Here is a 25278-nt window from a genome sequence, read left to right on the forward strand (position 1 = left end):
TGAAAGGCCCCCGTTGCACCAAGCCTTGGGTGATCTGCTGTGTTCTGTTGCCGATGACGCGCGCTGGGGCGACGCCCTGGCCCGTTATGCCGCCAGCTTTCGTGCGGACCTGCTCGGTGGCGCCTTCCTGGCCCGCGATCTGGATCAGCTGGCGCAGTGGGGGGCGGAATTTGCCGCCCACCCAGTGGCTGACTACTGGCTGCAGTCGCCATCGAGCGATGGAGCGCCTGCGTTGCTGGCCATGGGTGTGACACCCGAGGCGGCGCAGCGCTACGCCACGCACTACCGCCTGCAAGACCCGCTGTGGGATGACGCCATGGCGCAGCGTGCGCACTTGGGCACGGCAGCGGGCGTCTGGGTGGCGACGGACGCGCCGGTGCAGGCCATGCGCAGCTTTCGCCGCACCGAGATCTACAGTGACTTCTTGCGCGAGTACGGCATTGGCACCCGCATGTTCGGCGGCAGCCAGGGCGCATCGCACCCCGTTGGCAATCTGTTCCTGTCGGTATACCGCCAGGGCGACGACGAAGGCTTTGCGCCTGAAGAGGTGGGCCGCTTTCGGGCTGAGTTCGGCGGCGTGCAGCGCGCGGCCTATCTGCACCGTGAGATGCAGGCCCTGCGCGCGCGAACCCAGGGCCTGGAGTCACTGATGGAGCAGATGCCCATGGGGCTCTTGTTTTTTGACACCGCAGGCCGACTGCTGCACGCCAATGCCCGTGCCCGGCTGTTGAGCGCCCGGCCCGAGAGCATCGCGCTGCGCACGCTGCAGCGCGGGCCGGTGCTGGCCAGCACGGGCGATGGGGCGCTGCGCGCGCTGTTCCAGCAGTCGCTGCAGGGGCGCAGCGGTTGTATGGAGTTGCCTGGCCCAGACGCCGGGCTGCTGTTGGTGACGCTGCCGCTCAGCGACCTGGCCGCGCTGGGCCTGCACCACCGCGCCCCCGGTGTGGCCTGGGCGGTGCTGGAGCGCAGCCTGGGGGCCGAGGCGGCCGTGGCCTTGGCCCGCCAGGCCTACCGCCTGAGCCCGTCGGAGTCGGACCTGCTGCTGGCCCTGATGCGTGGGCAGACCCCGCAGGACTTTGCCGATGCACGCGGCTCCCGCATATCGACGGTGCGCACCCAGATGAGCGCCCTGTTGGCCAAGACACGCACCCAGCGCCAGCAAGACCTGGTGGCGCTGGTGGCCCGGCTGATGCTGCTGGCGCCGGGGCAGGTGTCCTTGCAAGGCATTCCCATGGTCTGAGAGGTTGTGTAAGGGGCGCTCTGCTCAGTCCATGGGCGCCGGGCCTGGCATGTACGCCGCTAGTTCATGTTGCACTGCACTGCATAATGCGCGCACGCGGCCCGGCGGGCCCTGCGGGGGGAATGCCCCGGGGGCCGGGGGCCAACGTCATTCGCCAGACAGGAGACAACCAGCCATGGCCCAGAACGTGCTCGCCGTGTACCCCGGAACCTTTGACCCGATCACCTTGGGCCATGAAGACGTGGTGCGCAGGGCCACCCAGTTGTTCGAACGCGTGATCGTGGCCGTGGCTGCGGGCCACCACAAGAAGACCCTGTTTTCGCTGGAAGAGCGCATCGAGATGGTGCGCGATGCTGTGAAGATGTATCCCCAGGTGCAGGTCGAGCCCTTCTCGGGGCTGCTGCGCGACTTTGTGGTGTCGCGCGGCGGCAAGGCCATGGTGCGTGGCCTGCGCGCCGTGACCGACTTTGACTACGAGTTCCAGCTCGCAGGCATGAACCGCAGCCTGATGCCGCAGGTGGAAACCGTGTTCCTCACCCCCAGCGACAAGTACCAGTTCATCAGCAGCACCTTTGTGCGCGAGATTGCGGTGCTGGGCGGCGAGGTGACCAAGTTCGTGTCGCCTTCGGTCGAGGAGCGGCTGGCCGTCAAGGTGCGCAGCCTGGCGGCGCCGGGCTGACCGGCTCTGCGGGTGGGGCCCGCTTCTGGGCAAGAAAATAGCCGTTTCCGCGCAATGGTAAAGGGTTTGTAGCTATACAAATAGTAGCTAGGCATCCTGTTGTGCCAGGCGCTGTGCAATGGCGGCGGCTTCGGCCCGCAAGGCTTCCAGCATGGGTGCCACCTCGGGCAGGGGCGGGCGGTAGAGCGGCAGCAGCGCCGTGACGCTGAACGGAATCGAAAACGCCAGGGGCCGCAGCACCAGCTGGTCGCTGGCGGCGGCCAGGGCCGTCACCGGGTTGACGATGGCCACGCCCAGGCCCTGCTGCACCATGGCGCAGACGGCGGCGGCACTGTGGGTTTCCATGCGCAGGGTGCGGGCCACCCCGGCCTCGGCAAAACGTGCGTCGATCAGGCGGCGGTAGGGGTCGTCGGTCGACAGGCTCACAAAATATTCACCGGCAAAGTCTTCCAACTGCAGCCTGCGCTGCCGGGCCAGTGGGTGGGTGGCGGGCAACACGGCCACCTCGTCAAGCGTGAGCAGCACCTCGGCGCGGGTGCCGGGCGGGGCGCTGGTCTGCTCGCACAGGCCCAGGTCAAAGCGCTGGGCGCTCATCCATTCTTCGAGCAGCGGTGACTCTTGCGGCGTGACCGACAGGCGCGCCTGCGGGTGGTGCTGCATCAGCCGCGCTGCCGCGCCGGGCAACAAGGCGTGCGCAAGCGCGGGCAGGCACAGCACCGAGAGTTGCACGGCGTCGGGCCGGCCCAGCGCCACGGCGCGGTCCACCACGCGCTCCAGCCCCTGCCAGGAGCGCTGCACCTCGTCCCACAGCGCCAGCGCCCGCGCGTTGGGGCGCAGTCGGCCTTGCACGCGTTCGAATAGCGCATAGCCCAGCAGCGATTCGAGCCGCGCCAGGTCGCGGCTCACGGTGGGCTGCGAGCTGTGCAGCAGGTCGGCGGCGCCCGTGGCGCTGCCTGCGGTCATCACGGCGCGGAAGACCTCGATGTGGCGGTGGGTGATGCGGTGGGCCAGGGGCGTATCGGTCAGTCCGGTCATGCATGGAGCATATCAATATTGAATGGATAGCGTAAATCAAAGCATTCGACTGAATGCATGGATGGGGGCATCATCCGCGCATCGTTCACGCCCTCTGCCTTCGGAGCCTCCCCATGTCCAACCCCTTCTCCCCCGCCCAGCTCTGGGCCTTGGCTGACCAGTTTGGCACCCCGCTGTGGGTGTATGACGCGGCCACTATTCGCCAGCGCATTGCGCAGGTGTCCAACTTCGAGACCATCCGCTTTGCGCAGAAGGCCTGCTCCAACATCCACATCCTGAAGCTGATGCGCGAGCAGGGTGTGAAGGTGGATGCGGTCTCGCGCGGCGAGATCCTGCGCGCGCTGGCGGCGGGCTACGTGGCCGGTGGCGAGCCGTCGGAGATCGTTTTCACCGCCGACCTGTTCGACGCGGCCACGCTGGACTGCGTGGTGGAGCATGGCGTGCCGGTCAACGCAGGCTCCATCGACATGCTGCACCAGCTGGGCGCGCGTTCGCCGGGCCATGCGGTGTGGCTGCGCATCAACCCCGGCTTTGGCCATGGCCACAGCAACAAGACCAACACGGGTGGCGAGCACAGCAAGCACGGCATCTGGCACACCGACCTGCCTGCGGCGCTGGCGGCGATCAAGCAGCATGGCTTGAAGCTGGTGGGCCTGCACATGCACATCGGCTCGGGCGTGGACTACAGCCACCTGCAGGAAGTGTGTGGCGCCATGGTCAACCTGGTGCGCACGGCGCATGCAGCGGGGCACGACCTGCACGCCATCTCGGCCGGTGGTGGCCTGTCCATCCCCTACCGCAGCGGCGACCCGGTGGTGGACACGCAGCATTACCACGGCCTGTGGGACGCAGCGCGCCAGCAGGCCGAGGCCATCGTGGGCCACAAGCTGGGCCTGGAGATCGAGCCCGGCCGCTTCCTGGTGGCGGAATCCGGCGTGTTGCTGGGCCAGGTGCGCGCCACCAAGAACGCGGGCAACAACCACTTTGTGCTGGTCGATACCGGCTTCAACGAACTCATGCGCCCGTCCATGTACGGCAGCTACCACGCCATGAGCGTGCTGCGCCGCGATGGTACCCAGGCGGCAGAGCAGCCCAGCGTGGTGGCGGGCCCGCTGTGCGAATCGGGCGACGTGTTCACCCAGGGCGATGGCGGCGTGGTGCTGCCGCGCGACCTGCCCGCCGCGCAGGTGGGTGATCTGCTGGTGATCCACGACACCGGGGCGTACGGCGCCAGCATGTCCTCCAACTACAACACCCGGCCCCTGATTGCCGAGGTGCTGGTGGATGGCGGCCAGGCCCGCCTGATCCGCCGCCGCCAGACGGTGGACGAGCTGCTGGCGCTCGAAGCCGGGCTGTAACACCTGGCTGAGGGCCGCCCGGGTGGTTCTGCCTTGCCATTGGCGAATGCGGCGCCACCGTTGGTCGGGAGCCACCTCGGCTGTTGGTGCAGGTGTTGCGGGATGCGGCTACGCTGGCTGCTTCCAGCGCTCTAGGCTTGTCGTATGCCGGGGGCGCGAGTCCCCGTCCACGGAGCCTGTCATGCCCGCAGAAGAGCAGACCATCGTCGAGCTGGCCTACCCCGGCGAATACCTGAGCCGCCTGGGCCAGGCGGAAACCAAGACCTGCAAGATCCGCCTCTCGCGCAAGGGCCAGGGCCTGCTGGCGCGCATGTATGCCAGCCGGGGCTACAACATGCAGGCTACCCTGTCGCATGACTGCGATTTGAGCAGCCTGGTGGTGCAGATCGACGGGCAGGCCCAGGGTACGATCTCGGTCCGCATGGACGATGGCTACCTGGCCGCAGAAGAGCATTACCCCGAATACATCGCCGCGCTGCGCCAGCGCGGTGCGCGCATCTGCGAAATGGGCAAGCTCGCCATGGACCCGGGCGTGCGCTCCAAGCATGTGCTGGGCGCCATCTTTCACATCGCGTGGATCACGGCCTTCCGCGCCCGGCGCGCTACCGACCTGGTCATCGAGGTGAACCCGCGCCATGCCCCGTTCTACCGGCGCATGCTGCGTTTTGACCTGCTGGGGCCGGAGCGCCTGTGCGAGCGGGTGGGTGCCCCCGCCGTGCTGCTGCACATCAGTGCGGAAAAGGGGCGCAGCCTGATCAACCAGTTTGGCGGGCAGCCGCAGCTGTCGAGCGAGGAGCGTAGCTTCTACCCGTATTTCTTTCACCCCGACGATGAAGAGGGGCTGCTGCGGCGCCTGTCGGTGGGATGAGCCCCGAGGCGCGGCCTACGTCAAAGTTCGCCCCGGGGACCGCGCCCCATGAGCTGGGCCACCGCCTCGGCAGGGCGCAGGCGGCCGTCGAGCAGGGCCACCGCAGCCTCGGCGATGGGCATGTCCACGCCCAGGCTCTGCGCACGCTGCACCACGGTGCGGGCGCTGTAGACGCCTTCGGCCACATGGCCCAGGGATTCCACGGCTTGTTGCAGGCTGTTGCCTTCGGCCAGCAGCATGCCCACGCGGCGGTTGCGCGACAGGTCGCCGGTGGCGGTCAGCACCAGGTCGCCCAAGCCCGACAGGCCCATGAAGGTGTCGGGCCGCGCGCCCAGCGCCAGGCCCAGGCGGGTCATCTCGGCCAGGCCGCGCGTGATGAGCGCGGCGCGGGCGTTGAGGCCCAAAGCCAGCCCGTCGCACAGGCCGGTGGCAATGGCCAGCACGTTTTTCACGGCACCGCCCACTTCCACGCCCACGATGTCCTCGTTCGCGTACACGCGCACGCTGGGGCTGTGGAAGGCGTTGACCAGTGCATCGCGCACCTGCGCATGGGGGCTGGCAGCGACCAAGGCCGTGGGCTGGCCCAGCGCCACCTCTTGCGCAAAGCTGGGGCCGCTGAATACGCCTGCTATCAAATTGGGAGCTATCAGCGCTTGCACCTCGTGCGCCAGCAGCCCAAAAGAGGCTGAATCTGCACCCGCAGGCACGGCTTCAAAACCCTTGCACAGCCAGGCGACGGGCGCGGTGCAGCCAGCCAGCGCCTGCAGCATGCCGCGCAGCGCCGCCATGGGCGTGGCCACGATGACCAGGTCGGAGCCGGGCAGCAGCGGGCCCAGGTCGCCGTCGGCCACGGAAAGAGAAGGGGGGAAGGCGATGCCCGGCAGGTAGCGGGTGTTCTGCGCCTCTGTGCGCATGCTCCGCGCCTGGGCTGCATCGCGGGCCCAGAGGGTGACCGCGTGCCCGGCGGGGTGCTGGGCCGCGCTCATGGCGACGGCCGTGCCCCAGGCGCCAGCGCCTAGTACTATGATTTTCATAGCTGCTTGCGCTTATGTATCAGGCGGTAGAGGCCCAAAAAGCCTCTAAACGCTGATGGTTAGTTACTGCGTGATGATGGGGGAAGCCTGGCCAGCGGCTTGCGCTTGCTGCTGCTCGTACATGGCCTGGAAGTTGATTTCGGCCAGGTGCACGGGTGGGAAGCCTGCGCGGTTGATCACGTCGGCCACGTTGCCACGCAGGTAGGGGTACACGATCTGGGGGCAGGCGATGCCCATGATGGGGCCCATCTGGTCTTCGGGCACGTTGCGGATTTCGAAGATGCCGGCCTGCTTGGCTTCGACCAGGAACACGGTCTTGTCCTTGATCTTGGTCTGCACCGTGGCCGTCACGGACACTTCAAAGATGCCTTCGGCCACGGGGGTGGCTTCCACGCCGAGCTGGATGTCCACGCTGGGCTGCTCTTGCTCGATCAGGATGGCGGGGGAGTTGGGTTGCTCCAGCGACATGTCCTTGAGGTAGACGCGCTGGATCTGGAACACGGGGTTTTCTTGGTCGGCCATGGGTGACAAGTCTCTCTGCGAGGGGGTTTTGGCAAAACAAAACCCGCCGGGGAGCAGCTCCCGCAGCGGGCACATGGGGCTGCATTATGCAGCGCCCAGGGGTGGGGTCAGGCGGCGCCCAGCAGGGGCATCAGCTCGCCACGGCTGTCCAGCGCCACCAGGTCGTCGTGGCCACCCACGTGGGTGTCGCCGATGTAGATCTGCGGCACCGTGCGGCGGCCGGTGATCTCCATCATGTGGCTGCGCGCGGCGGGGTCGGTGTCGATGCGGATCTCCTCGATCTGCTCCACGCCCTTGGACTTGAGGATCTGTTTGGCCCGGATGCAGTAGGGGCAGACGGCGGTGGTGTACATCTTCACGGGTTGCATGTCGGACCTTCCTCTTTCTTCCTGTGGGGGCTGAAAAACCAGCGGCAAGCGTAGCGCTGACCGAATAACTGGGGGCAGGTCAGGCTTTTTCCACAGGCAGGCTGGCTTCGCGCCAGGCTTTCAGGCCACCGGCCATGGCCTGGGCGTTGTCGTAGCCCAGCTTCTTGGCAATCGCCACGGCTCGGTTGGCGCGGGCGCCGCTGGCGCAGACCAGCACCACGGGCAGGGCCTTGTTCTTGACCACGGTGGGCAGGCGCTCTTCCAGCTGGCCCAGGGGCACGTTCTTGGCGCCGCCCACGTGGCCAGCGGCGAATTCCCCGGTCTCGCAGACGTCGATGACCACGGCTTTTTCGCGGTTGATGAGCTGCACGGCGCGTGCGGGCGTCAGCGAGCCGCCACTGGCGTTCTTGAGGACCGGCCACAGCAGCATGCTGCCCGAAGCCAGTGCAACAAAGATCAGATACCAGTTGTCGATAATGAATTTCACGAAGTTTCCTTGGGTTGGCGAACGGCGTAATTCTAGAATGCTGGGTTTTGGCCCGCTTTCTTTTGACCCGCCTTTCCTGGGGAAACCATGTACAAGCTCGTTTTGATCCGCCACGGCGAATCCACCTGGAACCTTGAAAACCGCTTCACCGGCTGGACCGATGTGGATCTGACGCCCACCGGCGTGTCCCAGGCCATGTCGGCCGGCAAGCTGCTCAAGGCCGAGGGCTACGAGTTCGACCTGGCCTTCACCAGCGTGCTCAAGCGCGCCATCCACACCCTGTGGTACACGCTTGACGAGATGGATTCCACCTGGCTGCCCGTGGTGAAGGACTGGCGCCTCAACGAGCGCCACTACGGCGCCCTGCAGGGCCTGAACAAGGCCGACATGGCCAAACAGTACGGTGACGAGCAGGTGCTGGTGTGGCGCCGCAGCTATGACACCCCCCCGCCCGCGCTGGAAGCCACCGACCCCCGCAGCGAGCGCGGCGACCGCCGATACGCCGGTGTGGCGGCCGAGAACGTGCCCCTGACCGAATGCCTCAAAGACACCGTGGCCCGCGTGCTGCCGTTCTGGAACGAGGCCATGGCGCCCGCCATCCGTTCGGGCAAGCGCGTGGTGGTGGCCGCGCACGGCAACTCCATCCGTGCGCTGGTGAAGTACCTGGACAACATTTCCGAGTCCGACATCGTGGGCCTGAACATTCCCAATGGGATTCCACTGGTATACGAACTCGACGCCGACCTCAAGCCCATCCGTCACTACTATCTGGGTGACGCCGAGGCAGCTGCCAAGGCCGCCGCAGCCGTGGCTTCGCAGGGCAAAGCGTAAATCGTTGGTAAAGGCGGGGGAAAACCCCGCTGATCGCCGCCAAAGTGAGCATCCATGCGGAACTGCGGCGGGTTTGGCCCTTCCAAGGTGTATATTGGTTTTGATGCGGTAAAGGTGTTGTATGGGCCAAAAACTCAAGATTGCAGGATGGGTGTCAGTGGGGGTGGTGGCGGGTGCGCTCACCACGGTGTCACTGCAAACCGTGGCGCGCGGTGCCATGACACCGCTGCCGCTGGAAGAAATCCAGCAGCTGTCCGCCGTGTTTGGACTGGTCAAGACCGACTATGTGGAGCCGGTGGACGACAAGAAGCTCATCACCGATGCCATCTCGGGCATGGTGTCCAGCCTGGATCCGCACTCCCAGTATTTCGACAAGAAGGCCTTCAAGGAATTTCGCGAAGGCACCTCGGGCCGTTTTGTGGGCGTGGGCATCGAGATCACGCAGGAAGACGGCCTGATCAAGGTGGTTTCCCCCATTGAGGGCTCGCCGGCCTTCCGTGCAGGCCTCAAGACCAACGACCTGATCACCAAGATTGACGATACCGCCGTCAAGGGCCTGGCGCTCAACGACGCCGTCAAGCGCATGCGCGGCGAGCCCAACACCAAGGTCACGCTCACCATCTTCCGCAAGGACGAAGGCCGCACCTTCCCCGTCACCATCACGCGCGAAGAGATCAAGACCCAGTCCGTCAAGGGCAAGGTGATCGAGCCCGGCTACGCCTGGATCCGCCTGTCGCAGTTCCAGGAACGCACGGTGGATGACTTCGTGCGCAAGGTGGAAGAGGTCTACAAGCAGGAGCCCAACCTCAAGGGCCTGGTGCTGGACCTGCGCAACGACCCGGGTGGCCTGCTGGATGCTGCCGTGGCGATCTCGGCCGCCTTTCTGCCCGAAAACGTGACCGTGGTCTCTACCAATGGCCAGCTGGCCGACAGCAAGGCCACCTACAAAGCCTCGCCCGACTACTACCAGCGCCGTGGCGGTGGTGACCCGCTCAAGCGCCTGCCCGCTGCGCTCAAGTCCGTGCCGCTGGTGGTGCTGGTGAACGAAGGCTCGGCCTCGGCCAGCGAAATCGTGGCGGGTGCACTGCAAGACCACAAGCGCGCCACCGTCATGGGCAGCCAGACCTTTGGCAAGGGCTCGGTGCAGACCGTGCGCCCCCTGGGGCCGGACACCGGCATCAAGCTGACCACGGCGCGTTACTACACCCCGAGCGGCAAGTCGATCCAGGCCAAGGGCATCGTGCCTGATGTGATGATCGACGAGTCGGAAGAGGGCAGTCCCTTTGCCGCCCTGCGCATGCGCGAGGCCGATCTTGAAAAGCACCTGGGCAGCGGCCAGGGCGAAGAGAAGAAGGACGAGGCGCGTGAAAAGGCCCGCGAGGACGCCCGCAAGCGCCTGGAAGAGGAAGCCAAGAAGCCTGCCGCTGACCGCAAGATCCCCGAGTTCGGCACCGACAAGGACTTCCAGCTGGTGCAGGCGCTCAACCAGCTCAAGGGCCGCCCGGTGCTCGTCAGCAAGACCCTGACTGAACGCAAGGAAGAAAAGAAAGAGAATTGAGCCTTTCGCGCTCTGCTCTGCGGGCTGGATTTCGCGAGGAATCCAGCCTTTTTCCTTTCCTCTCCGTGTCTCTGCCCCGCCACCTTTTGGCGCCCGACTCCCCATGACCGACGACCAGCTCCTGCGCTATTCCCGCCACATCCTGCTCGATGAAATGGGCATCGAGGGGCAGGAGCGGGTGCTGGCGGCGCACGCCCTCATCATCGGCGCGGGCGGGCTGGGGTCTCCCGCGGCGCTCTACCTGGCGTCGGCGGGTGTGGGGCACATCACGCTGGTCGATGATGATGTGGTGGATCTCACCAACCTGCAGCGCCAGATTGCGCATACCACGGCGCGGGTGGGGCGCCCCAAGGTGGATTCGGCCGCCGAGGCCATTGCAGCCATCAACCCCGACGTGCGGGTGACCCGGCTGCAGACCCGGGTGGACGCGGCGTCCCTGGAGCGCCTGGTGCAAGACGCCACGGTGGTGCTCGACTGCTGCGACAACTACACCACACGCCATGCCGTCAACGCCGCCTGTGTGCGGCACCGCAAGCCCCTGGTGGCGGGTGCGGTGATTCAGTTTGACGGCCAGATCACAGTGGTGGATCCCCGCGACGAACAGTCGCCTTGTTATGCCTGCATCTTTGCGCCCGACGCGGAATTTGAAGAGGCGCGCTGCTCCACCATGGGCGTCTTTGCCCCCCTGGTGGGCGTGGTGGGGGCGATGCAGGCAGCCGAAGCGCTCAAGCTGCTGGTAGGCATTGGGCCCTCGCTGGCGGGGCGGCTGCTGATGCTGGATGGGCGTTCGATGGAGTGGAACACCATGCGTGTGCAGCGTGCTCCGCATTGCCCGGTGTGTGTGGCGCGGTAGGACTGCTCCTACAACCCCAGCCTGTGGCCGCTGGCAGAATCCGGACACCCCAACGCTTAAATTCGGGGTGAGAGCAGCGTGCCCCTGCGCTGATCGCCAACATGGACCCGTCTGTGAAGCTGCGCACCTACATTGTTGAAGACAACGCAACCATCCGTGAGAACCTGATCGGGACTCTGGAAGAGTTGGCGTCTGTGGAAGCCGTGGGTGTGGCAGAAACCGAGGACGAAGGTACGCAGTGGCTTTCTACCCATGGTGAGCAGTGGGATCTGGCCATCGTCGATTTGTTCCTGCGCCAAGGCAGCGGGCTGGGGGTGCTGGCAGCCTGCCGCACGCGCCGCCCGGGGCAGAAGATGGTGGTGCTGAGCAACTATGCGACCCCCGATGTGCGCATGCGCTGTGCGCAACTGGGGGTGGATGCCGTGTTCGACAAATCCAACGAGATCGATGCGCTGGTGGACTACTGCGTGCTGCACAGCAGCCACCCGGCCGGCGTGGATGCGAGCGGCTCTTTGAGCCCGCCTTCGGGCGCGTGACGCCCGTGCTGCAGGCGCATGGGCGAAATGCAGCACATCCGCTGGAGCCCGTGCCAATTCACCTTGCCCGCTTCAGCCAACCTCGCCTGGATCCCTAGCTGCCCAGGCCCCAGGCGAAGCCTTCCCCATGTCAATCAATCAGGCGGTTCTTGAGCGCGTAGTAGGTCAGGTCGCTGTTGGACGACAGACTCATCTTTTCCATCAGCCGGGTGCGGTAGGTGCTCACGGTTTTCACGCTCAGCGACAAGGCCTTGGCGATGTCGCCTGCGGTTTCGCCCTTGGCGAGCTTGAGGAACACCTGGAACTCGCGCTCCGACAGCTGCTCATGGGGCGGTGCATCGTCCTTGCGGTTGAGCTGCTGCGCCAGCAACTCGGCCACGGTGGGGGTCAGGTAGCGGCGGCCCAGCGCGATGGTGCGGATGGCTTCCACGATCTCTGCAGGCTCGCACTCCTTGTTCAGGTAGCCACTGGCGCCCTGGCGGATCAGGTTGATCGCATAGTGTTCTTCGGGGTAGCCGCTCAGGATCAGGATGCCCATGTCCGGCGCCTTCGCGCGCAGCATGGCCAATGCGTCGAGCCCGCTCTGGCCGGGCATCGACAGGTCCATCAGCAGCACGTCGATTTCCTTGTTGCGCACCAGGTCGATGGCTTCGCGGCCGTTGGCGGCTTCGCCTTCGACCCGCAGGTCTACATGCTCCGACAGAAACTGGCGCAGGCCGGAGCGAACAATTGCATGGTCATCCACAATGCCGATCTTGATCATTGGTGTTTCTTTCGTGATGCAGCTGCTGTGCTGCCGGTGCGTGTGGGTGTGCGGCGGTCCGGCATGTGCAAGCACAGACAGAACCATGGTCAGGTGATGGTCCATTATCCAGAATAAGCCTATGAATCTCCAGGAAAACACCCAGCGCTGGCTGCCCAAGGTCCGCAAGATGGCGCTGAGCCTGCCCATGGCCTTGCTGGCCGCCATGGTGCTGGTGGGCATCAATGAAACGGGGCACATGCGGTCGCAGGATGCGCTGGAGCAGATGGACCAGAGCATGGCCACCCGGGGCGATGTGAACAAGCTGCTGCAGAGCATGCTGGATGCGGAGACCGGCCAGCGGGGCTACCTGCTGACTGGCAATGAGACCTACCTGGAGCCCTACGACAAGGCCGTGGCCACCGTGCAGACCAATCTGGACCGGCTGCGCAACCAGTTCATGAATTCGCCGGACGACATGCAGGAGTTCGCGCTGCTGTCGCGGCAGATCTCGCGCAAGCTCGCCGAGATGGAGCTGAGCCTGCGCCTGCGCCGCAAGGGCAATGAAGACGCCTGGAAGTTCATCCTGAACACCGACGTGGGCAAGGAGCACATGGAGGCGATTCGCACCCATGCGCAGGAGCTGATCGCACGCAGCGACCTGCGCCTGTCGCAAGGCCAGCAGCAGATTGAGCAGTCGCTCACGCTGTCGCGCATCGGCATTGCCACCGTCACGGTGATTGGCTTGCTGGCCTTCTACATGTACCTGCGCCAGACGCAGGCCGTGCAGGCCGTGAATCTGCGTGAGCAGGCGCTGCTGGAGCGCGAGCGGGACCGCCTGGAAGGCCTGGTGCGCGAGCGCACCGCCACGCTGTCGGAGCTAGCCAACCACCTGCAGCAGGTGCGCGAGGAAGAACGCGGGCACCTGGCGCGCGAGCTGCATGACGAACTGGGCGCCTTGCTGACCGCTGCCAAGCTCGATGTCGCCCGCCTCAAGTCCAAGATCAATGCCACGGCGCCGGATGTGGCTGAGCGCCTCAAGCACCTCACGGACACCCTCAACAGCGGCATTGCACTCAAGCGTCGCATCATCGAAGACCTGCGCCCTTCGTCCCTGTCCAACCTGGGGCTCACCGCCGCGCTGGAGATCCTGACGCGCGAATATGCCGAGCGTGCGGGCATCGAGGTGGAGACCAGCCTGGAGGCCGTGCAGCTGCCCGATGCCACCCAGCTCACCGTGTACCGCATGGTGCAGGAGGCCCTGACCAACATCGGCAAGTACGCCCAGGCCAAGAAGGTGCTGGTGTCGGTGCATGCCCACCCCACCCATGTGGCGGTGCAGGTGCGCGATGACGGGGTGGGTTTTGACCTCGCCACCGTGCGCCCCACCTCGCACGGGCTGGCGGGCATGCGCCACCGCGTCGAAGCGGCAGGGGGGCGGCTGGCGCTCACCTCGCGTCCCGGCAATGGCACCTTGCTGTCGGCAGTGCTGCCGCTGCAGCGTGCGCCTGTGGCCGTGCAGGCCATCGCCGCCCTGGGCGACTGAAGATTCTCCGCCCCCCAGGCCCCCATCAGCCCACCACGACCCGTGGGGCCGACATGGGCCCCAGCGCAGGCTGCCACGCACGCTGCTCCAGCGCACGCCCGCACTGGCTGGCTGTGGCGTTCCGTCCTACAGCACCGCCGCAGCGGCGCCGACAGCGGTGCGCGCCGGGCACCGGCATCTACGGCTGGGCCTGCTGCCTACAGTGGAGTGCAGGCGCTGAGGTTCTCGCGCCATCCCAACGCCGGTGTTCCGGCCACCCACAAGGAGATGGAAAAAATGTTGCACTACGCAGTCGTCTTTCTGGTGATCGCCCTGGTCGCCGCGCTCTTTGGCTTTGGCGGCATTGCTGCCGGTGCCGTGGGCATCGCCAAGATCCTGTTCTTCGTGTTTGTGATCATGGCCGTGGTGACCTTTGTCCTGGGTCTGCTCAAGAAGGGGTAGGACCCCGCACTGATCCCTGCGGGCCGCAGCTGCGGCCTTCCCCCAAACACATGATTCCAAGGAGCTTCTGATGAGCCTTTCCACCGCAACCCACAATTTGACCGACAACGCCCGCAATCTGGCCGACGACGTGCTGCAAAGCGCGCAAGACGCCGTGATGGCCACCCGTGCGGCAGCAGACCAATCACTGGACCAGGCCGAAGACAAAGTACGCGCCCTGCGCCGTCGGGCCGACCCCGCTATCGATGACCTGGCCGCCCGCGCCCAGGACTTGGCTGCCCGCAGCATTGAATATTGCGCCGACACCAGTGCCCGTGCGCGCCGCCAGATCCAGCATGCTGCCGATGCCACTGGGCGCTATGTGGCGGAGCAGCCCGGCAAGTCGCTGGTGATTGCCGCAGCAACCGGCGCCGCCGTGGCCACCCTGGCGCTGTGGTTGTCCCGCCGCCGCCGCGCCTACTGAGCACGGCGCCATCGGACGAAGGCCTGGCTTTTCTCCACAGTCCACCGGTGACGGCGGGTGCCACAGACCGGTAGACTGCACATGTTCCTGCACCCGCGTTCCCAACCCTTCTTGAACAAGGAAAACACCATGAAATACGCACGTGCCCTCGCTTTCGCCGCTGTTGCCGGCATCACCATCGTCACGGCCACGGGCTGCTCGGTGGCCCGCGAGCAACAGACCGTGGGTTCCTATGTGGACGACGCGGGCATCACCACCGCCGTCAAGGCCAAGATGGTCGAAGACAAGAGCGTATCGGCCAGCTCCATCAGTGTGGAGACACTCAACGGCACGGTGCAGCTGTCGGGCTTTGCGAAGTCGCAGGCCGAGAAGAACCAGGCCGAAAACATCGCCCGCAACACCAAGCATGTGCGCGAAGTGCGCAACAGCATTGTTGTGCGGCCGTAAGCGAGGACACCCCCTGAGGCGCAGCGCGCCTTCACCCCTCTCTCACATTGCTTCGCAATCTGGGAGGGGGACGCCCCCAGCGCGGCGGGGCGGCCCTTGCGCGGGGGCACTGGCATTGGCCACGCCCATTGCAAAGGACAAGACGAATCAGCGGGCCCGGCTTGGCCATTGCGGCATGGCCTGGAGTTCCATTGGCATGGAAGACCCTCTGTTGAGCCCACTGTCGCATCGCGTCTGGGGTTAAGCTCAATCCATGCGGGTATTCAATTGCGACCACTGTGGTCATCTGGTGTTTTTTGACAGCGTGCAGTGCCTGCACTGCGGCAATGCGCTGGCCTTCTTGCCCGACGCCCTGGTCATGGCGGCCCTGGTACCTGCACCGCAGCAAGGCCCCGGGTTGTGGCAGCGGGTGGGGCCGGGCGGGGGCGGTGCGCTTTACCGCATGTGCCACAACCAGACCGAGTACCAAGCCTGCAACTTTGCGGTGCCTGCTGACGACGCGCAGGCGCTGTGCCCCTCGTGCCGCCAGACCCATTTGATGCCCGATGTGGCAGAACCGGCCCACATGGGCCGCTGGATGCAGATCGAGACGGCCAAGCGGCGGTTGTTCTACAGCCTGGCGCGCCTGGGCCTGGAGCCCGCGCCCGGGCGCAGCGGCCCCGTGTTCGACCTGCTGGCCGAGGTGCCAGGAGGCCCGCCGGTGCTCACGGGCCACCACAACGGCACCATCACGCTCAACGTGGCCGAGGCGGACGATGACGAGCGCGCGCGCCGCCGCATCGCGTTGGGCGAGCCCTACCGCACACTCATCGGCCACCTGCGCCACGAGTCGGGCCATTTCTACTGGGACCAGCTGGTGCGGGACGGCGGGTGGCTGGATGATTTTCGCCAACGGTTTGGCGATGAGCGCCAGGACTATGCCGCCGCGCTGGAAGCCCACTACGCCAAAGGCAACGATGGCGGCGACTGGGCCAAGAACTACGTCAGTGCCTATGCCGCAGCCCACCCCTGGGAGGACTGGGCCGAGACCTGGGCCCATTACCTGCACATGATCGACCTGCTGGAGACATCGGCCAGCTATGCCACCGAGGTCACCGTGCCCGGCATCTACGGCGCGCAGCACAGCCGGGCCGTCGATCCCTTTGACGCCCCGGCGCCCGACTTCGACACCATGCTGCGGCACCTCGTGCCCCTGACGCTGCTGCTCAACAGCCTCACGCGCAGCCTGGGGCAGCTGGATGCCTACCCTTTTGCCCTGGCCGAGCAGGCACTCGCCAAGCTCCGTTTTGTGCACGACGTGGTGCGCGCCGCAGGCCAGCGGCCGGTGGCTCCCGCTGCAGCGGTGGCCACCCGGCAGCAGGCCCCTGCACCTGTTGCTCCATATGCTATTAAAAATATAGCAAAAATGTGAATAGGGACAGGCGGTGAAGCCTGTTTTTGTTCAGTATTGATGGTTGGGGCCTGGAATTTGCTCGGTGCGAGCAGCGCTACACAGACTCCAGGAAGGACATCCCCATGCTGAGCCGCACTGTTGACCACCTGTTTTGGATGGCACGCTACACCGAGCGGGCAGAAAAGTCCTGCGTAGCAGGGCTTTCGACACAACACCGCCAGCGTGCGCAGCACGCCCGGGGTTCTCTGCCCTCGCTGAACAAGGAGGCTGTATGTTGAGCCGCACTGCCGACCACCTGTTCTGGATGGCACGCTACACCGAGCGGGCAGAAAAGTCCTGCGTAGCAGGGCTTTCGACACAACACCGCCAGCGTGCGCAGCACGCCCGGGGTTCTCTGCCCTCGCTGAACAAGGAGGCTGTATGTTGAGCCGCACTGCCGACCACCTGTTCTGGATGGCGCGCTACACCGAGCGGGCAGAGAACACCGCCCGCATGCTGGATGTGAACCACCAGAGCGCGCTGCTGCCCCAATCCGCCGACGTGGCCCTGCAGGGCTGGCAGGGCCTGCTATCCATCAGCGAACTGCTGCCCGCCTACACGGCCCAACACGGCGAGGTGAACCCGGCCAAGGTGCTGGACTTCATGGTCAAGGACCCGTCCAACCCTTCGCCCATCGTGGCCTGCCTGCAGGCCGCGCGCGAGAACGCGCGGGCCGTGCGCGGCGCGCTCAACACCGAGGCCTGGGAGATCCAGAACCAGACCTGGCTGGAGGTGAACCGGCTGATCGCCAGTGGTGCGCTGGAGAGCGACCCGGCGCATTTTTTTGAGTGGGTGAAGTTCCGCTCGCACCTGTCGCGGGGCGCGACGGTGGGCACGATGATGCTGCAGGACGAAGCCCTGCACTTCATGCGCCTGGGCACGTTTCTGGAGCGGGCCGACAACACGGCGCGCCTGCTGGATGTGAAGTTCCACGCCGTGCAGAGCGATTTCATGGGCGCGGCCACCGCGCAGGACCAGGACCATGACTTTTACCACTGGAGCGCCGTCCTGCTGAGTGTTTCGGGCTTCGAGACCTACCGCAAGGTCTACCGCGACGTGATCACGCCCGAGCGCGTGGCCGAGCTGCTGATCCTGCGGGCCGACATGCCCCGATCACTGCACGCCTGCATGAAGGAGGTGCTGGGCAACCTCGACATGCTGGGCAGCAGCCAGTCGGGCGAGACGCAGCGGCATGCGGGGCGGTTGCTGGCGCACCTCAAGTTTGCGCGCATCGACGAAATCTTCACCAACGGCCTGCATGCCTACCTCACGCAGTTCCTGGAGCGGGTGAACGACCTGGGCGCGCGGATCAGCCGGGATTTCCTGGTGCCGTCGGCGGTGTAAAGCCGATGGGTTCCACGGTCACCGCCACCTGCAGCACATGGTGGTCGCCGCCATGGATCACGCCGCGCAGCGGCGACACGTCGGCATAGTCGCGCCCGATGGCCAGCGTCACGTAGTCCTCGCCAGCGGCGCGGTCGTTGGTCGGGTCCAGGTCCCACCACGCCGCGTTGTCTGGCGCATCCCCGTCCTGCCCGGCCGTTGGCGACCACACCGACACCCAGGCGTGCGAGGCATCGGCCCCCACCAGCCGGGGCTGGCCCGGTGGGGGCGCGGTCAGCAGGTAGCCGCTCACATAGCGCGCCGCCAGGCCCAGGCTGCGCAGGCAGCCGATCATCACGTGGGCAAAGTCCTGGCACACGCCCCGGCGCAGCCGCAGCGATTCGAGTGCGGGCGTGCCAGCATCGGTGGCGTTGGCGGTGTAGGCAAAGTCGGCGTGGATGCGCGCCATCAGGTCGCGTGCTGCATCCATCAGCGGGCGCCCCGGCGCAAAACTCGCGCGGGCATAGGCCACAAAGTCGGCGTGCCGGGGGATGTAGGGCGAGGCAAAGCTGAATTCGGTGGCGGGGTGGTAGGGCATGCCCCGCCGGTAGGCCAGCCGCTCGCGCACCGCCTCCCAGGGCTCGCCGGGCGGGGCGGGTGGCGGCGGGGCGGTTTCCAGCAAGGTCTCGGCACGCACATGCAGCCGCTCGTGGGTAAAAGGCAGGCTGAAAAACGCACGGGTGTTGCCAAACACGTCCTGCGTGGCTTCGCACTGGGCAGGGGCGGGGTCGATCTGGAGCGCGTGGGTGAGCACACGCTGCACCACACCGGTGCGTGGCCGCAAATGGGCCATGTGCTGGGCGTTCTGCACTGCGGGGGTGTACTGGTACACCGTTTCGTGGATGACGCGCAGTTTCATAGGAATCCAGGCTTGGAGACCGAAGGCAGTGTGTGAAACCGACACGCCCGAGGCCAGGGCAGCCGAGCAAGGGCCGCCCCGCAGCGAGGGCTGCGTCCCCCTTGAGGGGGAAGGCGCCGAAGGCGACTCAGGGGGTGTTCCACTTCAAGCCCCTACGCTGTGACGGAGGGCATCCGCTGAATGGGTGAAATAGCGCGTGGCCAGCACATCCGACAGGCCCATCACGCCCCGCACACAAGCCCCCAGGTACTGGTCCAGCATCGCGTACCGCCCCTCGGCATCCTGCGCACACAAGGCCACCAGCGACAGCTCGGACGCTTCGGGAATGCCCGCAGCGGCCGACTCTCCAGGTGTACCTGCGGCTGTCTCGATCTTGGCAATGCGCCCGCGCAGCGTTTGTGCCACCCAGGCCAGCGACCGGGGGTTGTCCCGGTCGATCACCAGCAGGTCGAGCAGCGCGGGCATGTCGCGCCGCTGCTGGTATTGCGCGTGGAAGGTGATGGTGCTGTCGAACAGCCCTGTCATGGCCTCGAAGCCACTTTCATCGAACACCGCTCCGGTCTGCAGGCCGCCCTCCAGCGCTGCCGCCAGGAAGCCCAGGCGCTCCAGGTGTCGGCCGATGGACAGAAGCCGCCAGCCATCGTCGCGCGTCATGCGGTCGGTCTGCTGGCCCGTCATGGCGGCGGTGCGGCCGCTCAGGGTTTCGAGCTGGCGCAGGGCCTCCAGCGGTGAATAGTCGCCGTCGTCGGTGCCGTTCGGGCGTTGCGCAAAAAACTCGGCTTCGGTGCTCACGATCAGGTGCCAATGCTCCTGCGACAGGCGGTCACGCACGGCCGATGCCGCGCCCAGGATGCCGCGCAGGTTGTAGCCCACGCTGGTGACCAGCGCGGGCTGGGTGAGCCCGGCGATGAGCGAGCGCTCGAACACGCGCCGCGCCTGCGTGGCGGGTGGCACCGACGGCAGCACCAGGCCCTGGCCCACGGCCAGGGCGCTCAGCCAGGCCAGCAGCGGCTGGGATGACTGGTCTTCGCCATTGAGGCACTGCAGCGCAATGCGCGCCAGGCGCGTGACGTTTTCGGTGCGTTCGGTGTAGCGGCCCAGCCAGAACAGGTTTTCGGCCGCGCGGCTGGTCACCTGGCGGCTGCGGTGCACGACGGCAGGGGCGCTTTGGTTGTGCGCGAGCAGTGTGGTGGTGTCCACCGGGCCATCGGTCTGCACCCACACATCTGCGCTGCTGCCGCCGCGCTGCATCGAGGCGATCTCGCGCTCGTCGGTGGCAATGCGCGCCAGCCCGCCAGGCAGCACGCGCCACGAGCCGGGGCCGTCGCACACGGCAAACACGCGCAGCATCACCGAGCGTGGCGCGATGTGGCTGCCGCCACCATTGCCACCACCGCCTTCGGTGCGCCAGGTGGGCAACTGCGACAGCGGCAGGTAGGCTTGCACGGTGTATTCGTCGCCCTGGCCCTGGATGCGTTCCGTCCACCGGGCCAGGTCTTGCGGTGACAAGGTGCCGCCCAGCACGGGCGGGCGCTGCAGGCTGGGCCAGGTGGGCCGGATCACGCTGTGGGGCAGCTGGGGCAGTACGGCCTGCTGGGCCGCCTGCTCGCCGCACCACCAGGTGGGCAGCGAGGGCAGGGCCAGCTCCTCGCCCAGCAGGTGGCGCGACAGCGCGGGCATGAAGCCCAGCATGGCCGACGACTCCAGGAAGGCCGAGCCCGGCGCATTGGCCACCAGCACATTGCCCGCGCGAATGGCCTGCAGCAGGCCGGGCACGCCCAGGCGCGAGTCGCTGCGCAGCTCCAGCGGGTCCAGAAACTCGTCGTCCAGGCGCTTGAGGATGCCGTGCACCGGCTGCAGGCCGTGCAGCGTCTTGAGGTACAGGCGCGCATCGCGCACGGTGAGGTCGTTGCCCTCCACCAGCGTGAGGCCCAGGTAGCGCGCCAGGTAGGCGTGCTCGAAGTAGGTCTCGTTGTACGGGCCGGGCGTGAGCAGCACGATGCGCGCATCTTGCCCCGCCGGGCTCATCTGCCGCAGCCCGTCGAGCAGCGCGCGGTAGGTGGCGGCCAGGCGCTGCACATGCATCTGGCTGAAGGCCTCGGGGAACAGGCGCGAGATGAGCAGCCGGTTCTCCAGCAAATACCCCAGGCCCGATGGCGCCTGCGTGCGCTGCGTGACCACCCACCAGCCGCCCTGCGCGTCGCGCGCCATGTCGAACGCGGCAATCGGCAGGTGCGTGCCGCCCACCGGCTGCACGCCGTGCATGGGGCGCAGGTAGCCGGGGTGGCCCTGCACCAGCGCGCTGGGCAGCAGGCCCGTACGCAGCAGCTCCTGTGGGCCATACACATCGGCCATCACGCGGTCAAGCAGGCGCGCGCGCTGCAACACGCCGCGCTCGATGTGCGCCCAGTCGCCCTGCGAGAGGATCAGCGGGAACAGGTCCACCGACCAGGGCCGCTGCGGGCCGTCGGCGTCGGCATAGACGTTGTAGGTGATGCCGTTGTCGCGCACCTGGCGCTGCAGGCTCGCCATGCGCCGGTCCAGGTCGGGGAAGCCGTCGGGCCCCAGTTGTTCAAAAAAATCGGCCCATGGGCGCGACAGGTCTTGGTTGTTAGCTATTGAAACAGGAGCGGATGCGGCACCCGCCATGCGGTCGGTGGGGGCCGTGCGCGCGGGAGCCGCAGCGCCCCGCAGCTCATCAAAATGCCCGGCCGCAGCGGTGGGCGCCAGCGCAGCAGCCAGCTGGGCCGCGCTTTCGGGGAGGTCGTTGGGCAAGAGGCGGTCGTTGGGGTTTGTCACTGCACTCGATTTTCGGGCATTTGGTCTCCGGCACTCTGCGGGTTACCCACCCCCGTCGAAACCGGCACGGCCCAGGCCAGAGACGCCAAGCAAGGGCCGCCCCACAGCAAGGGCGTCGTCCCCCTGGGGGGGACGGCGCGCAGCGACTCAGGGGGGGGCTCTACGGCCGCATTTTTCGCCGCAGATCCAGCGTGAACGGAAACTCCCGGCTGCCCGGCAGCTCGATGGTCGCAGGCGGCACCGCCAGCCTGCCCGGCGTGTGGCCCATGCGCGAGAAGCGCGCCAGGCGGCGGCTTTCGGCCTCATACGCGTTGACCGGGAAGGTGTCGTAGTTGCGCCCGCCCGGGTGCGCCACGTGGTACTGGCAGCCGCCCAGCGAGCGGTTCATCCAGGTGTCCACGATGTCGAACGTGAGCGGCGCATGGGCGCCAATGGTCGGGTGCAGGGCCGAGGGCGGGTTCCAGGCCTTGTAGCGCACACCCGCCACAAATTCACCGGTGGTGCCCGTGCTTTGCAGCGGCAGCGGCTGGCCGTTGACGGTGACCACATGGCGGCTTTCGTTCATGCCCGTCACGCGCACCTCGATGCGCTCCAGCGACGAGTCCACGTAGCGCACGGTGCCACCGGCCGAGCCTTCCTCGCCCATCACATGCCAGGGCTCCAGCGCGTTGCGCAGGGTCAGCTCCACGCCCATCGATTTCACCGTGCCGACCATGGGGAAGCGGAACTCGAACTGTGGCGCAAACCAGGCCGCGTCAAACGCGTAGCCTGCGGCGTTCATCTCGGCCACTACGTCGTGCATGTCCTGCTGGATGAAGGTGGGCAGCATCCAGCGGTCGTGCAGCTCGGTGCCCCAGCGGGCGGCGGGCGCGCGGTAGGGCGTCTTCCAGAAGCGGGCGATCAGGGCGCGCAGCAGCAGCTGCTGCACCACGCTCATTTGGGCATGGGGCGGCATCTCGAACGCGCGCAGCTCCAGCAGGCCCAGGCGGCCGGTGCTGCTGTCGGGCGAGAACATCTTGTCGATGCTGAATTCGCTGCGGTGTGTGTTGCCCGTCACGTCCACCAGGATGTTGCGCAGCGTGCGGTCCACCAGCCAGGGCGGCATGTCCTGGCCATAGGTCGCGCGGTTGGATTCGATCTCGCGCAGTGCAATCTCCAGCTCGTACAGCTGGTCGTTGCGCGCCTCGTCCACACGCGGCGACTGGCTGGTGGGGCCGATGAACAGGCCGCTGAACAGATAGCTCAGGCTCGGGTGGTTGTGCCAGTACAGCAGCAGGCTGGCCAGCAGCTCGGGCTTGCGCAAGAACGGCGAGTCGGCCGGTGTGGCGCCGCCCATCACAAAGTGGTTGCCGCCACCGGTGCCGGTGTGGCGGCCATCGGTCATGAACTTCTCGGCCGACAGGCGCGTCTCCCACGCGGCCTGGTACAGAAACTCGGTGTGCTGCACCAGCTCCTTCCAATGGCTGGCGGGGTGGATGTTCACTTCGATCACGCCCGGGTCGGGCGTGACTGCCAGCACCTTCAGGCGTGCGTCGCGCGGGGGCGGGTAGCCTTCCAGCACGATCTTCATGCCCAGCTCTTCGGCCGTGGCTTCGATGGCGGCCAGCAGGTCCAGGTAATCATGGAGGCGCGACAGCGGTGGCGTGAAGACATAGAGCACGCCGTATTTCTCGCCCACCTTCTCGGCCTTGGGGCCGCTGGCGCGGCGCGGGTCGCGCACCTCCACACACAGCGCCGTGCGCGACAGGCCTGCGGCCGACTGGAACTTGCCCGGGGGCTGCACGCCCGTATGCGGGTCGGGCTGACCGGACAGGCGCGCGTTATCACCACCCGCAGTGCTCTGCGTTACGCGCCGTGCCTCGCCAGGCGCGGTGGCGCCCGCCAGGTAGGGCAGGTCGCGGTCGCCAGTGATCGGGCCGGATGGCACGGAATACCGCGCCCGCAGCGTGGTGGCAGCGGCCAGCGGGCCCTGGGGCGCAGTCGGGTCTTGCGGGATCAGGTGCTCGGTGTCCGATGCCTTCACCCAGGGCAGGGCGTCCAGCGGCAGGCGGTAGCCCATGGGCGAATCGCCGGGGATGAGCAGCATGCGGTCGTCGCGGAAGAACCATGGCCCGGTGCTCCACACGCTGCCCGCCAGCGTGCCCGCGCCTTCGCCTGCCTGCAGCGGCAGCACATAGCCCACCACACTGTCGAGTTTTTGCTCGAACACACGGCGCAGGCGTGCGCGCTCCAGCTCATCGTCCAGGCGCGCGTCAAACGGGTCCACGTTGACCGGCAGGCGCCGCTCGCGCCACAGGTAGTAGAAGGTGTCTTCGTAACCGGGCTGGATGTAGCGGTCCGTCACGCCCAGCTTGCGAGTGAGGTGGCGCACAAAACGCTCGGCGTCGGCGCTGGTGTAGTGCGAGGGGTTGCGTTCGTCGGCAAACAGCGCGGGGTTCTGCCACGCGGGCTGGCCGTCGGCGCGCCAGCAGATGGACAGGGCCCAGCGCGGCAGCTGCTCACCCGGGTACCACTTGCCCTGTCCAAAGTGCAGGAAGCCGCCCTGTCCATATTCGGCACGCAGCTTGTGCGTGAGTTCGGTGGCAAAGCCGCGTTTGGTGGGGCCCAGCGCGTCGGTGTTCCACTCCGGCGCGTCGCGGTCGCCCACAGCCACAAAGGTGGGCTCGCCGCCCATGGTCAGCCGCACGTCGCCCGCCACCAGGTCGGCGTCCACCCGCTCGCCCAGCGCCAGCACGGCCTGCCACTGGTCTTCGGTGTAGGGCTTGGTCACGCGGGGCGATTCAAAGATGCGCGTCACGCGCATCTCGTGGCTGAATTCCACCTCGGCCTTGTCCACGCCGCCTTCAATCGGCGCGGCGCCCGAGGGCTGGGGTGTGCAGGCCAGCGGGATATGGCCCTCGCCCGCCATCAGGCCGCTGGTGGCATCCAGGCCGATCCAGCCCGCGCCGGGCAGGTAGACCTCGCACCAGGCGTGCAGGTCGGTGAAGTCGTGGTCGGTGCCGCTGGGGCCATCGAGCGCCTTCACGTCGGGTGTGAGCTGGATCAGGTAGCCCGACACAAACCGCGCCGCCAGGCCCAGGTGGCGCAGCAGCTGCACCAGCAGCCAGCCCGAGTCGCGGCACGAGCCGCTGGCCTTTTGCAGCGTTTCCTCGGGCGTCTGCACGCCGGGTTCCATGCGGATCAGGTAGCGGATGTCTTGCGAGACCTGCTGGTTGAGCTTGACCAGGAAATCGATGGTGCGCTGCTTGCTGCGGTCCACCTTGTCCAGATAGGCCTGCACCAGCGGCGTCATCGGGTCGGTGGCCAGGTAGGGTGCCAGCTCCTGCTGCACATCGCTGCTGTAGTTGAACGGGATGTTCTCGGCCTCGGGCTCCAGGAAGAAGTCGAAGGGGTTGTACACCGCCATTTCCACCACCAGGTCCACCGTGACCTTGAACTCGCGCGTCTTCTCGGGGAAGACCAGCCGTGCCTGGTAGTTGGCAAACGGGTCCTGCTGCCAGTTGATGAAGTGCTGCGCGGGCTCGACCTTGAGCGAGTACGAAATCACATTGCTGCGGCAGTGGGGCGCGGGCCGCAATCGGATGGTCTGTGGCCCGAGGCCTACCAGCCGGTCGTATTGGTAATGCGTGACGTGGTGGAGCGCGGCGTGGATGGGCATATGCAGGCCATGCTAGTCCACTGAATCATTGAAATTGGCGGTATCGGCGCTGCGGATCGTCGTGCTTCCACTTGATGGGCTTGGGGTCTTTGTTGTAGTGGCGGATATAGCGCATGAGCTTCTTGTCCAAGTCTTTTAC

The 25278-nt window shown here is 66.7% G+C and carries 25 protein-coding genes; 16 read left to right on the forward strand and 9 right to left on the reverse strand.

Features of this window, described 5'->3' with window-relative positions; genetic code table 11:
- The first annotated feature begins 13 nt into the window (after positions 1-13).
- Positions 14-1240 (forward strand): helix-turn-helix transcriptional regulator, encoded by a 1227-nt coding sequence (locus tag ACYZGB_RS19990; RefSeq protein WP_462390598.1) that lies wholly within the window; start codon positions 14-16, stop codon positions 1238-1240.
- 175 nt (positions 1241-1415) lie between these two features.
- Positions 1416-1919, forward strand: a complete 504-nt coding sequence (gene coaD / locus ACYZGB_RS19995) for a pantetheine-phosphate adenylyltransferase (protein ID WP_462390599.1) — start codon at positions 1416-1418, stop codon at positions 1917-1919.
- Positions 1920-2006: 87 nt separating this feature from the next.
- Here the strand turns inward: coaD and ACYZGB_RS20000 are convergent, their stop codons facing one another.
- Positions 2007-2954, reverse strand: a complete 948-nt coding sequence (locus tag ACYZGB_RS20000; RefSeq protein WP_462390600.1) for a LysR family transcriptional regulator — start codon at positions 2952-2954, stop codon at positions 2007-2009.
- 113 nt (positions 2955-3067) lie between these two features.
- On the opposite strand from ACYZGB_RS20000, the gene lysA reads away from it, so the two are divergent.
- Together lysA and ACYZGB_RS20010 are read left to right on the forward strand one after the other, a co-directional pair.
- Positions 3068-4312, forward strand: coding sequence for a diaminopimelate decarboxylase (lysA, locus tag ACYZGB_RS20005; protein ID WP_462390601.1), 1245 nt, complete (start codon positions 3068-3070; stop codon positions 4310-4312).
- A gap of 181 nt (positions 4313-4493) precedes the next feature.
- Positions 4494-5180 carry an N-acyl amino acid synthase FeeM domain-containing protein gene (locus ACYZGB_RS20010; protein WP_462390602.1) on the forward strand — a complete coding sequence of 229 codons (687 nt, stop codon included), beginning with the start codon at positions 4494-4496 and terminating at the stop codon, positions 5178-5180.
- Between the two features lie 20 nt (positions 5181-5200).
- On the opposite strand, the gene ACYZGB_RS20015 is transcribed toward ACYZGB_RS20010, so the two are convergent.
- From ACYZGB_RS20015 to ACYZGB_RS20030, 4 genes are all read right to left on the reverse strand, one after another.
- Positions 5201-6214: an NAD(P)H-dependent glycerol-3-phosphate dehydrogenase gene (locus tag ACYZGB_RS20015; protein WP_462390603.1), complete on the reverse strand. Its 1014-nt coding sequence runs from the start codon at positions 6212-6214 to the stop codon at positions 5201-5203.
- Between the two features lie 63 nt (positions 6215-6277).
- Positions 6278-6736 (reverse strand): protein-export chaperone SecB, encoded by a 459-nt coding sequence (secB, locus tag ACYZGB_RS20020; protein ID WP_063458840.1) that lies wholly within the window; start codon positions 6734-6736, stop codon positions 6278-6280.
- A gap of 107 nt (positions 6737-6843) precedes the next feature.
- Complete coding sequence (gene grxC / locus ACYZGB_RS20025; protein WP_063458839.1) at positions 6844-7104, reverse strand: glutaredoxin 3; 261 nt, start codon at positions 7102-7104, stop codon at positions 6844-6846.
- 79 nt (positions 7105-7183) lie between these two features.
- Positions 7184-7591: a rhodanese-like domain-containing protein gene (locus tag ACYZGB_RS20030; RefSeq protein WP_462390604.1), complete on the reverse strand. Its 408-nt coding sequence runs from the start codon at positions 7589-7591 to the stop codon at positions 7184-7186.
- A gap of 87 nt (positions 7592-7678) precedes the next feature.
- Between ACYZGB_RS20030 and gpmA the strand changes: the two genes are divergently transcribed.
- The 4 genes from gpmA (at position 7679) to ACYZGB_RS20050 (ending at position 11369) form a co-directional block, all read left to right on the forward strand.
- Entirely contained in the window at positions 7679-8422 is a 744-nt protein-coding gene (gpmA, locus tag ACYZGB_RS20035) for a 2,3-diphosphoglycerate-dependent phosphoglycerate mutase (protein WP_137748153.1), read from the forward strand.
- Positions 8423-8543: 121 nt separating this feature from the next.
- A complete protein-coding gene (locus ACYZGB_RS20040; RefSeq protein ID WP_462390605.1) occupies positions 8544-9980 on the forward strand; it encodes a S41 family peptidase in 1437 nt (478 codons plus the stop codon).
- 103 nt (positions 9981-10083) lie between these two features.
- The gene (locus ACYZGB_RS20045; protein WP_462390606.1) at positions 10084-10833 is read left to right on the forward strand and encodes a HesA/MoeB/ThiF family protein; all 750 of its coding nucleotides are present in this window, start codon (positions 10084-10086) and stop codon (positions 10831-10833) included.
- A 113-nt stretch (positions 10834-10946) separates the two neighbouring features.
- Positions 10947-11369, forward strand: a complete 423-nt coding sequence (locus ACYZGB_RS20050; protein WP_462390616.1) for a response regulator — start codon at positions 10947-10949, stop codon at positions 11367-11369.
- Between the two features lie 130 nt (positions 11370-11499).
- On the opposite strand, the gene ACYZGB_RS20055 is transcribed toward ACYZGB_RS20050, so the two are convergent.
- Positions 11500-12132: a response regulator gene (locus tag ACYZGB_RS20055; protein ID WP_063458834.1), complete on the reverse strand. Its 633-nt coding sequence runs from the start codon at positions 12130-12132 to the stop codon at positions 11500-11502.
- Positions 12133-12253: 121 nt separating this feature from the next.
- On the opposite strand from ACYZGB_RS20055, the gene ACYZGB_RS20060 reads away from it, so the two are divergent.
- The 8 genes from ACYZGB_RS20060 to ACYZGB_RS20095 all read left to right on the forward strand — a co-directional run bounded on the left by ACYZGB_RS20060 (position 12254) and on the right by ACYZGB_RS20095 (position 17784).
- Positions 12254-13657: a sensor histidine kinase gene (locus tag ACYZGB_RS20060; RefSeq protein ID WP_462390607.1), complete on the forward strand. Its 1404-nt coding sequence runs from the start codon at positions 12254-12256 to the stop codon at positions 13655-13657.
- 276 nt (positions 13658-13933) lie between these two features.
- A complete protein-coding gene (locus ACYZGB_RS20065) occupies positions 13934-14098 on the forward strand; it encodes a DUF1328 domain-containing protein (RefSeq protein ID WP_082836264.1) in 165 nt (54 codons plus the stop codon).
- Positions 14099-14168: 70 nt separating this feature from the next.
- Positions 14169-14561, forward strand: coding sequence for a hypothetical protein (locus tag ACYZGB_RS20070; RefSeq protein ID WP_462390608.1), 393 nt, complete (start codon positions 14169-14171; stop codon positions 14559-14561).
- A 129-nt stretch (positions 14562-14690) separates the two neighbouring features.
- Positions 14691-15008: a BON domain-containing protein gene (locus tag ACYZGB_RS20075; protein ID WP_063459148.1), complete on the forward strand. Its 318-nt coding sequence runs from the start codon at positions 14691-14693 to the stop codon at positions 15006-15008.
- A 253-nt stretch (positions 15009-15261) separates the two neighbouring features.
- Positions 15262-16419, forward strand: a complete 1158-nt coding sequence (locus ACYZGB_RS20080) for a zinc-binding metallopeptidase family protein (RefSeq protein WP_462390609.1) — start codon at positions 15262-15264, stop codon at positions 16417-16419.
- Between the two features lie 104 nt (positions 16420-16523).
- Positions 16524-16679: an alpha-E domain-containing protein gene (locus tag ACYZGB_RS20085; protein WP_462390610.1), complete on the forward strand. Its 156-nt coding sequence runs from the start codon at positions 16524-16526 to the stop codon at positions 16677-16679.
- Positions 16673-16828 (forward strand): alpha-E domain-containing protein, encoded by a 156-nt coding sequence (locus ACYZGB_RS20090; RefSeq protein ID WP_462390611.1) that lies wholly within the window; start codon positions 16673-16675, stop codon positions 16826-16828. Before ACYZGB_RS20085 ends, ACYZGB_RS20090 begins: the two co-directional genes overlap by 7 nt.
- Positions 16822-17784, forward strand: coding sequence for an alpha-E domain-containing protein (locus ACYZGB_RS20095; protein ID WP_462390612.1), 963 nt, complete (start codon positions 16822-16824; stop codon positions 17782-17784). The genes ACYZGB_RS20090 and ACYZGB_RS20095 overlap by 7 nt, the downstream gene beginning before the upstream one ends.
- Here ACYZGB_RS20095 and ACYZGB_RS20100 read toward each other — a convergent pair.
- The 3 genes from ACYZGB_RS20100 to ACYZGB_RS20110 all read right to left on the reverse strand — a co-directional run bounded on the left by ACYZGB_RS20100 (position 17750) and on the right by ACYZGB_RS20110 (position 25139).
- Entirely contained in the window at positions 17750-18682 is a 933-nt protein-coding gene (locus ACYZGB_RS20100; protein ID WP_462390613.1) for a transglutaminase family protein, read from the reverse strand. The genes ACYZGB_RS20095 and ACYZGB_RS20100 overlap by 35 nt on opposite strands.
- Positions 18683-18826: 144 nt before the next feature.
- Positions 18827-21457 (reverse strand): circularly permuted type 2 ATP-grasp protein, encoded by a 2631-nt coding sequence (locus ACYZGB_RS20105; protein WP_462390614.1) that lies wholly within the window; start codon positions 21455-21457, stop codon positions 18827-18829.
- Positions 21458-21641: 184 nt separating this feature from the next.
- Entirely contained in the window at positions 21642-25139 is a 3498-nt protein-coding gene (locus tag ACYZGB_RS20110) for a transglutaminase family protein (protein ID WP_462390615.1), read from the reverse strand.
- Between the last annotated feature and the right edge of the window lie 139 nt (positions 25140-25278).

The sequence above is a fragment of the Acidovorax sp. Q11 genome (assembly GCF_054950075.1).

Excerpts from the sequence above, each read along its gene's own strand:
- coaD (WP_462390599.1), top strand. The coding sequence starts at position 1,416 with ATGGCCCAGAACGTGCTCGCCGTGTACCCCGGAACCTTTGACCCGATC.
- ACYZGB_RS20000 (WP_462390600.1), bottom strand. The coding sequence starts at position 2,954 with ATGACCGGACTGACCGATACGCCCCTGGCCCACCGCATCACCCACCGC.
- lysA (WP_462390601.1), top strand. The coding sequence starts at position 3,068 with ATGTCCAACCCCTTCTCCCCCGCCCAGCTCTGGGCCTTGGCTGACCAG.
- ACYZGB_RS20010 (WP_462390602.1), top strand. The coding sequence starts at position 4,494 with ATGCCCGCAGAAGAGCAGACCATCGTCGAGCTGGCCTACCCCGGCGAA.
- ACYZGB_RS20015 (WP_462390603.1), bottom strand. The coding sequence starts at position 6,214 with ATGAAAATCATAGTACTAGGCGCTGGCGCCTGGGGCACGGCCGTCGCC.
- secB (WP_063458840.1), bottom strand. The coding sequence starts at position 6,736 with ATGGCCGACCAAGAAAACCCCGTGTTCCAGATCCAGCGCGTCTACCTC.
- grxC (WP_063458839.1), bottom strand. The coding sequence starts at position 7,104 with ATGCAACCCGTGAAGATGTACACCACCGCCGTCTGCCCCTACTGCATC.
- gpmA (WP_137748153.1), top strand. The coding sequence starts at position 7,679 with ATGTACAAGCTCGTTTTGATCCGCCACGGCGAATCCACCTGGAACCTT.
- ACYZGB_RS20040 (WP_462390605.1), top strand. The coding sequence starts at position 8,544 with ATGGGCCAAAAACTCAAGATTGCAGGATGGGTGTCAGTGGGGGTGGTG.
- ACYZGB_RS20045 (WP_462390606.1), top strand. The coding sequence starts at position 10,084 with ATGACCGACGACCAGCTCCTGCGCTATTCCCGCCACATCCTGCTCGAT.
- ACYZGB_RS20055 (WP_063458834.1), bottom strand. The coding sequence starts at position 12,132 with ATGATCAAGATCGGCATTGTGGATGACCATGCAATTGTTCGCTCCGGC.
- ACYZGB_RS20060 (WP_462390607.1), top strand. The coding sequence starts at position 12,254 with ATGAATCTCCAGGAAAACACCCAGCGCTGGCTGCCCAAGGTCCGCAAG.
- ACYZGB_RS20065 (WP_082836264.1), top strand. The coding sequence starts at position 13,934 with ATGTTGCACTACGCAGTCGTCTTTCTGGTGATCGCCCTGGTCGCCGCG.
- ACYZGB_RS20070 (WP_462390608.1), top strand. The coding sequence starts at position 14,169 with ATGAGCCTTTCCACCGCAACCCACAATTTGACCGACAACGCCCGCAAT.
- ACYZGB_RS20075 (WP_063459148.1), top strand. The coding sequence starts at position 14,691 with ATGAAATACGCACGTGCCCTCGCTTTCGCCGCTGTTGCCGGCATCACC.
- ACYZGB_RS20080 (WP_462390609.1), top strand. The coding sequence starts at position 15,262 with ATGCGGGTATTCAATTGCGACCACTGTGGTCATCTGGTGTTTTTTGAC.
- ACYZGB_RS20085 (WP_462390610.1), top strand. The coding sequence starts at position 16,524 with ATGCTGAGCCGCACTGTTGACCACCTGTTTTGGATGGCACGCTACACC.
- ACYZGB_RS20090 (WP_462390611.1), top strand. The coding sequence starts at position 16,673 with ATGTTGAGCCGCACTGCCGACCACCTGTTCTGGATGGCACGCTACACC.
- ACYZGB_RS20095 (WP_462390612.1), top strand. The coding sequence starts at position 16,822 with ATGTTGAGCCGCACTGCCGACCACCTGTTCTGGATGGCGCGCTACACC.
- ACYZGB_RS20100 (WP_462390613.1), bottom strand. The coding sequence starts at position 18,682 with ATGAAACTGCGCGTCATCCACGAAACGGTGTACCAGTACACCCCCGCA.
- ACYZGB_RS20110 (WP_462390615.1), bottom strand. The coding sequence starts at position 25,139 with ATGCCCATCCACGCCGCGCTCCACCACGTCACGCATTACCAATACGAC.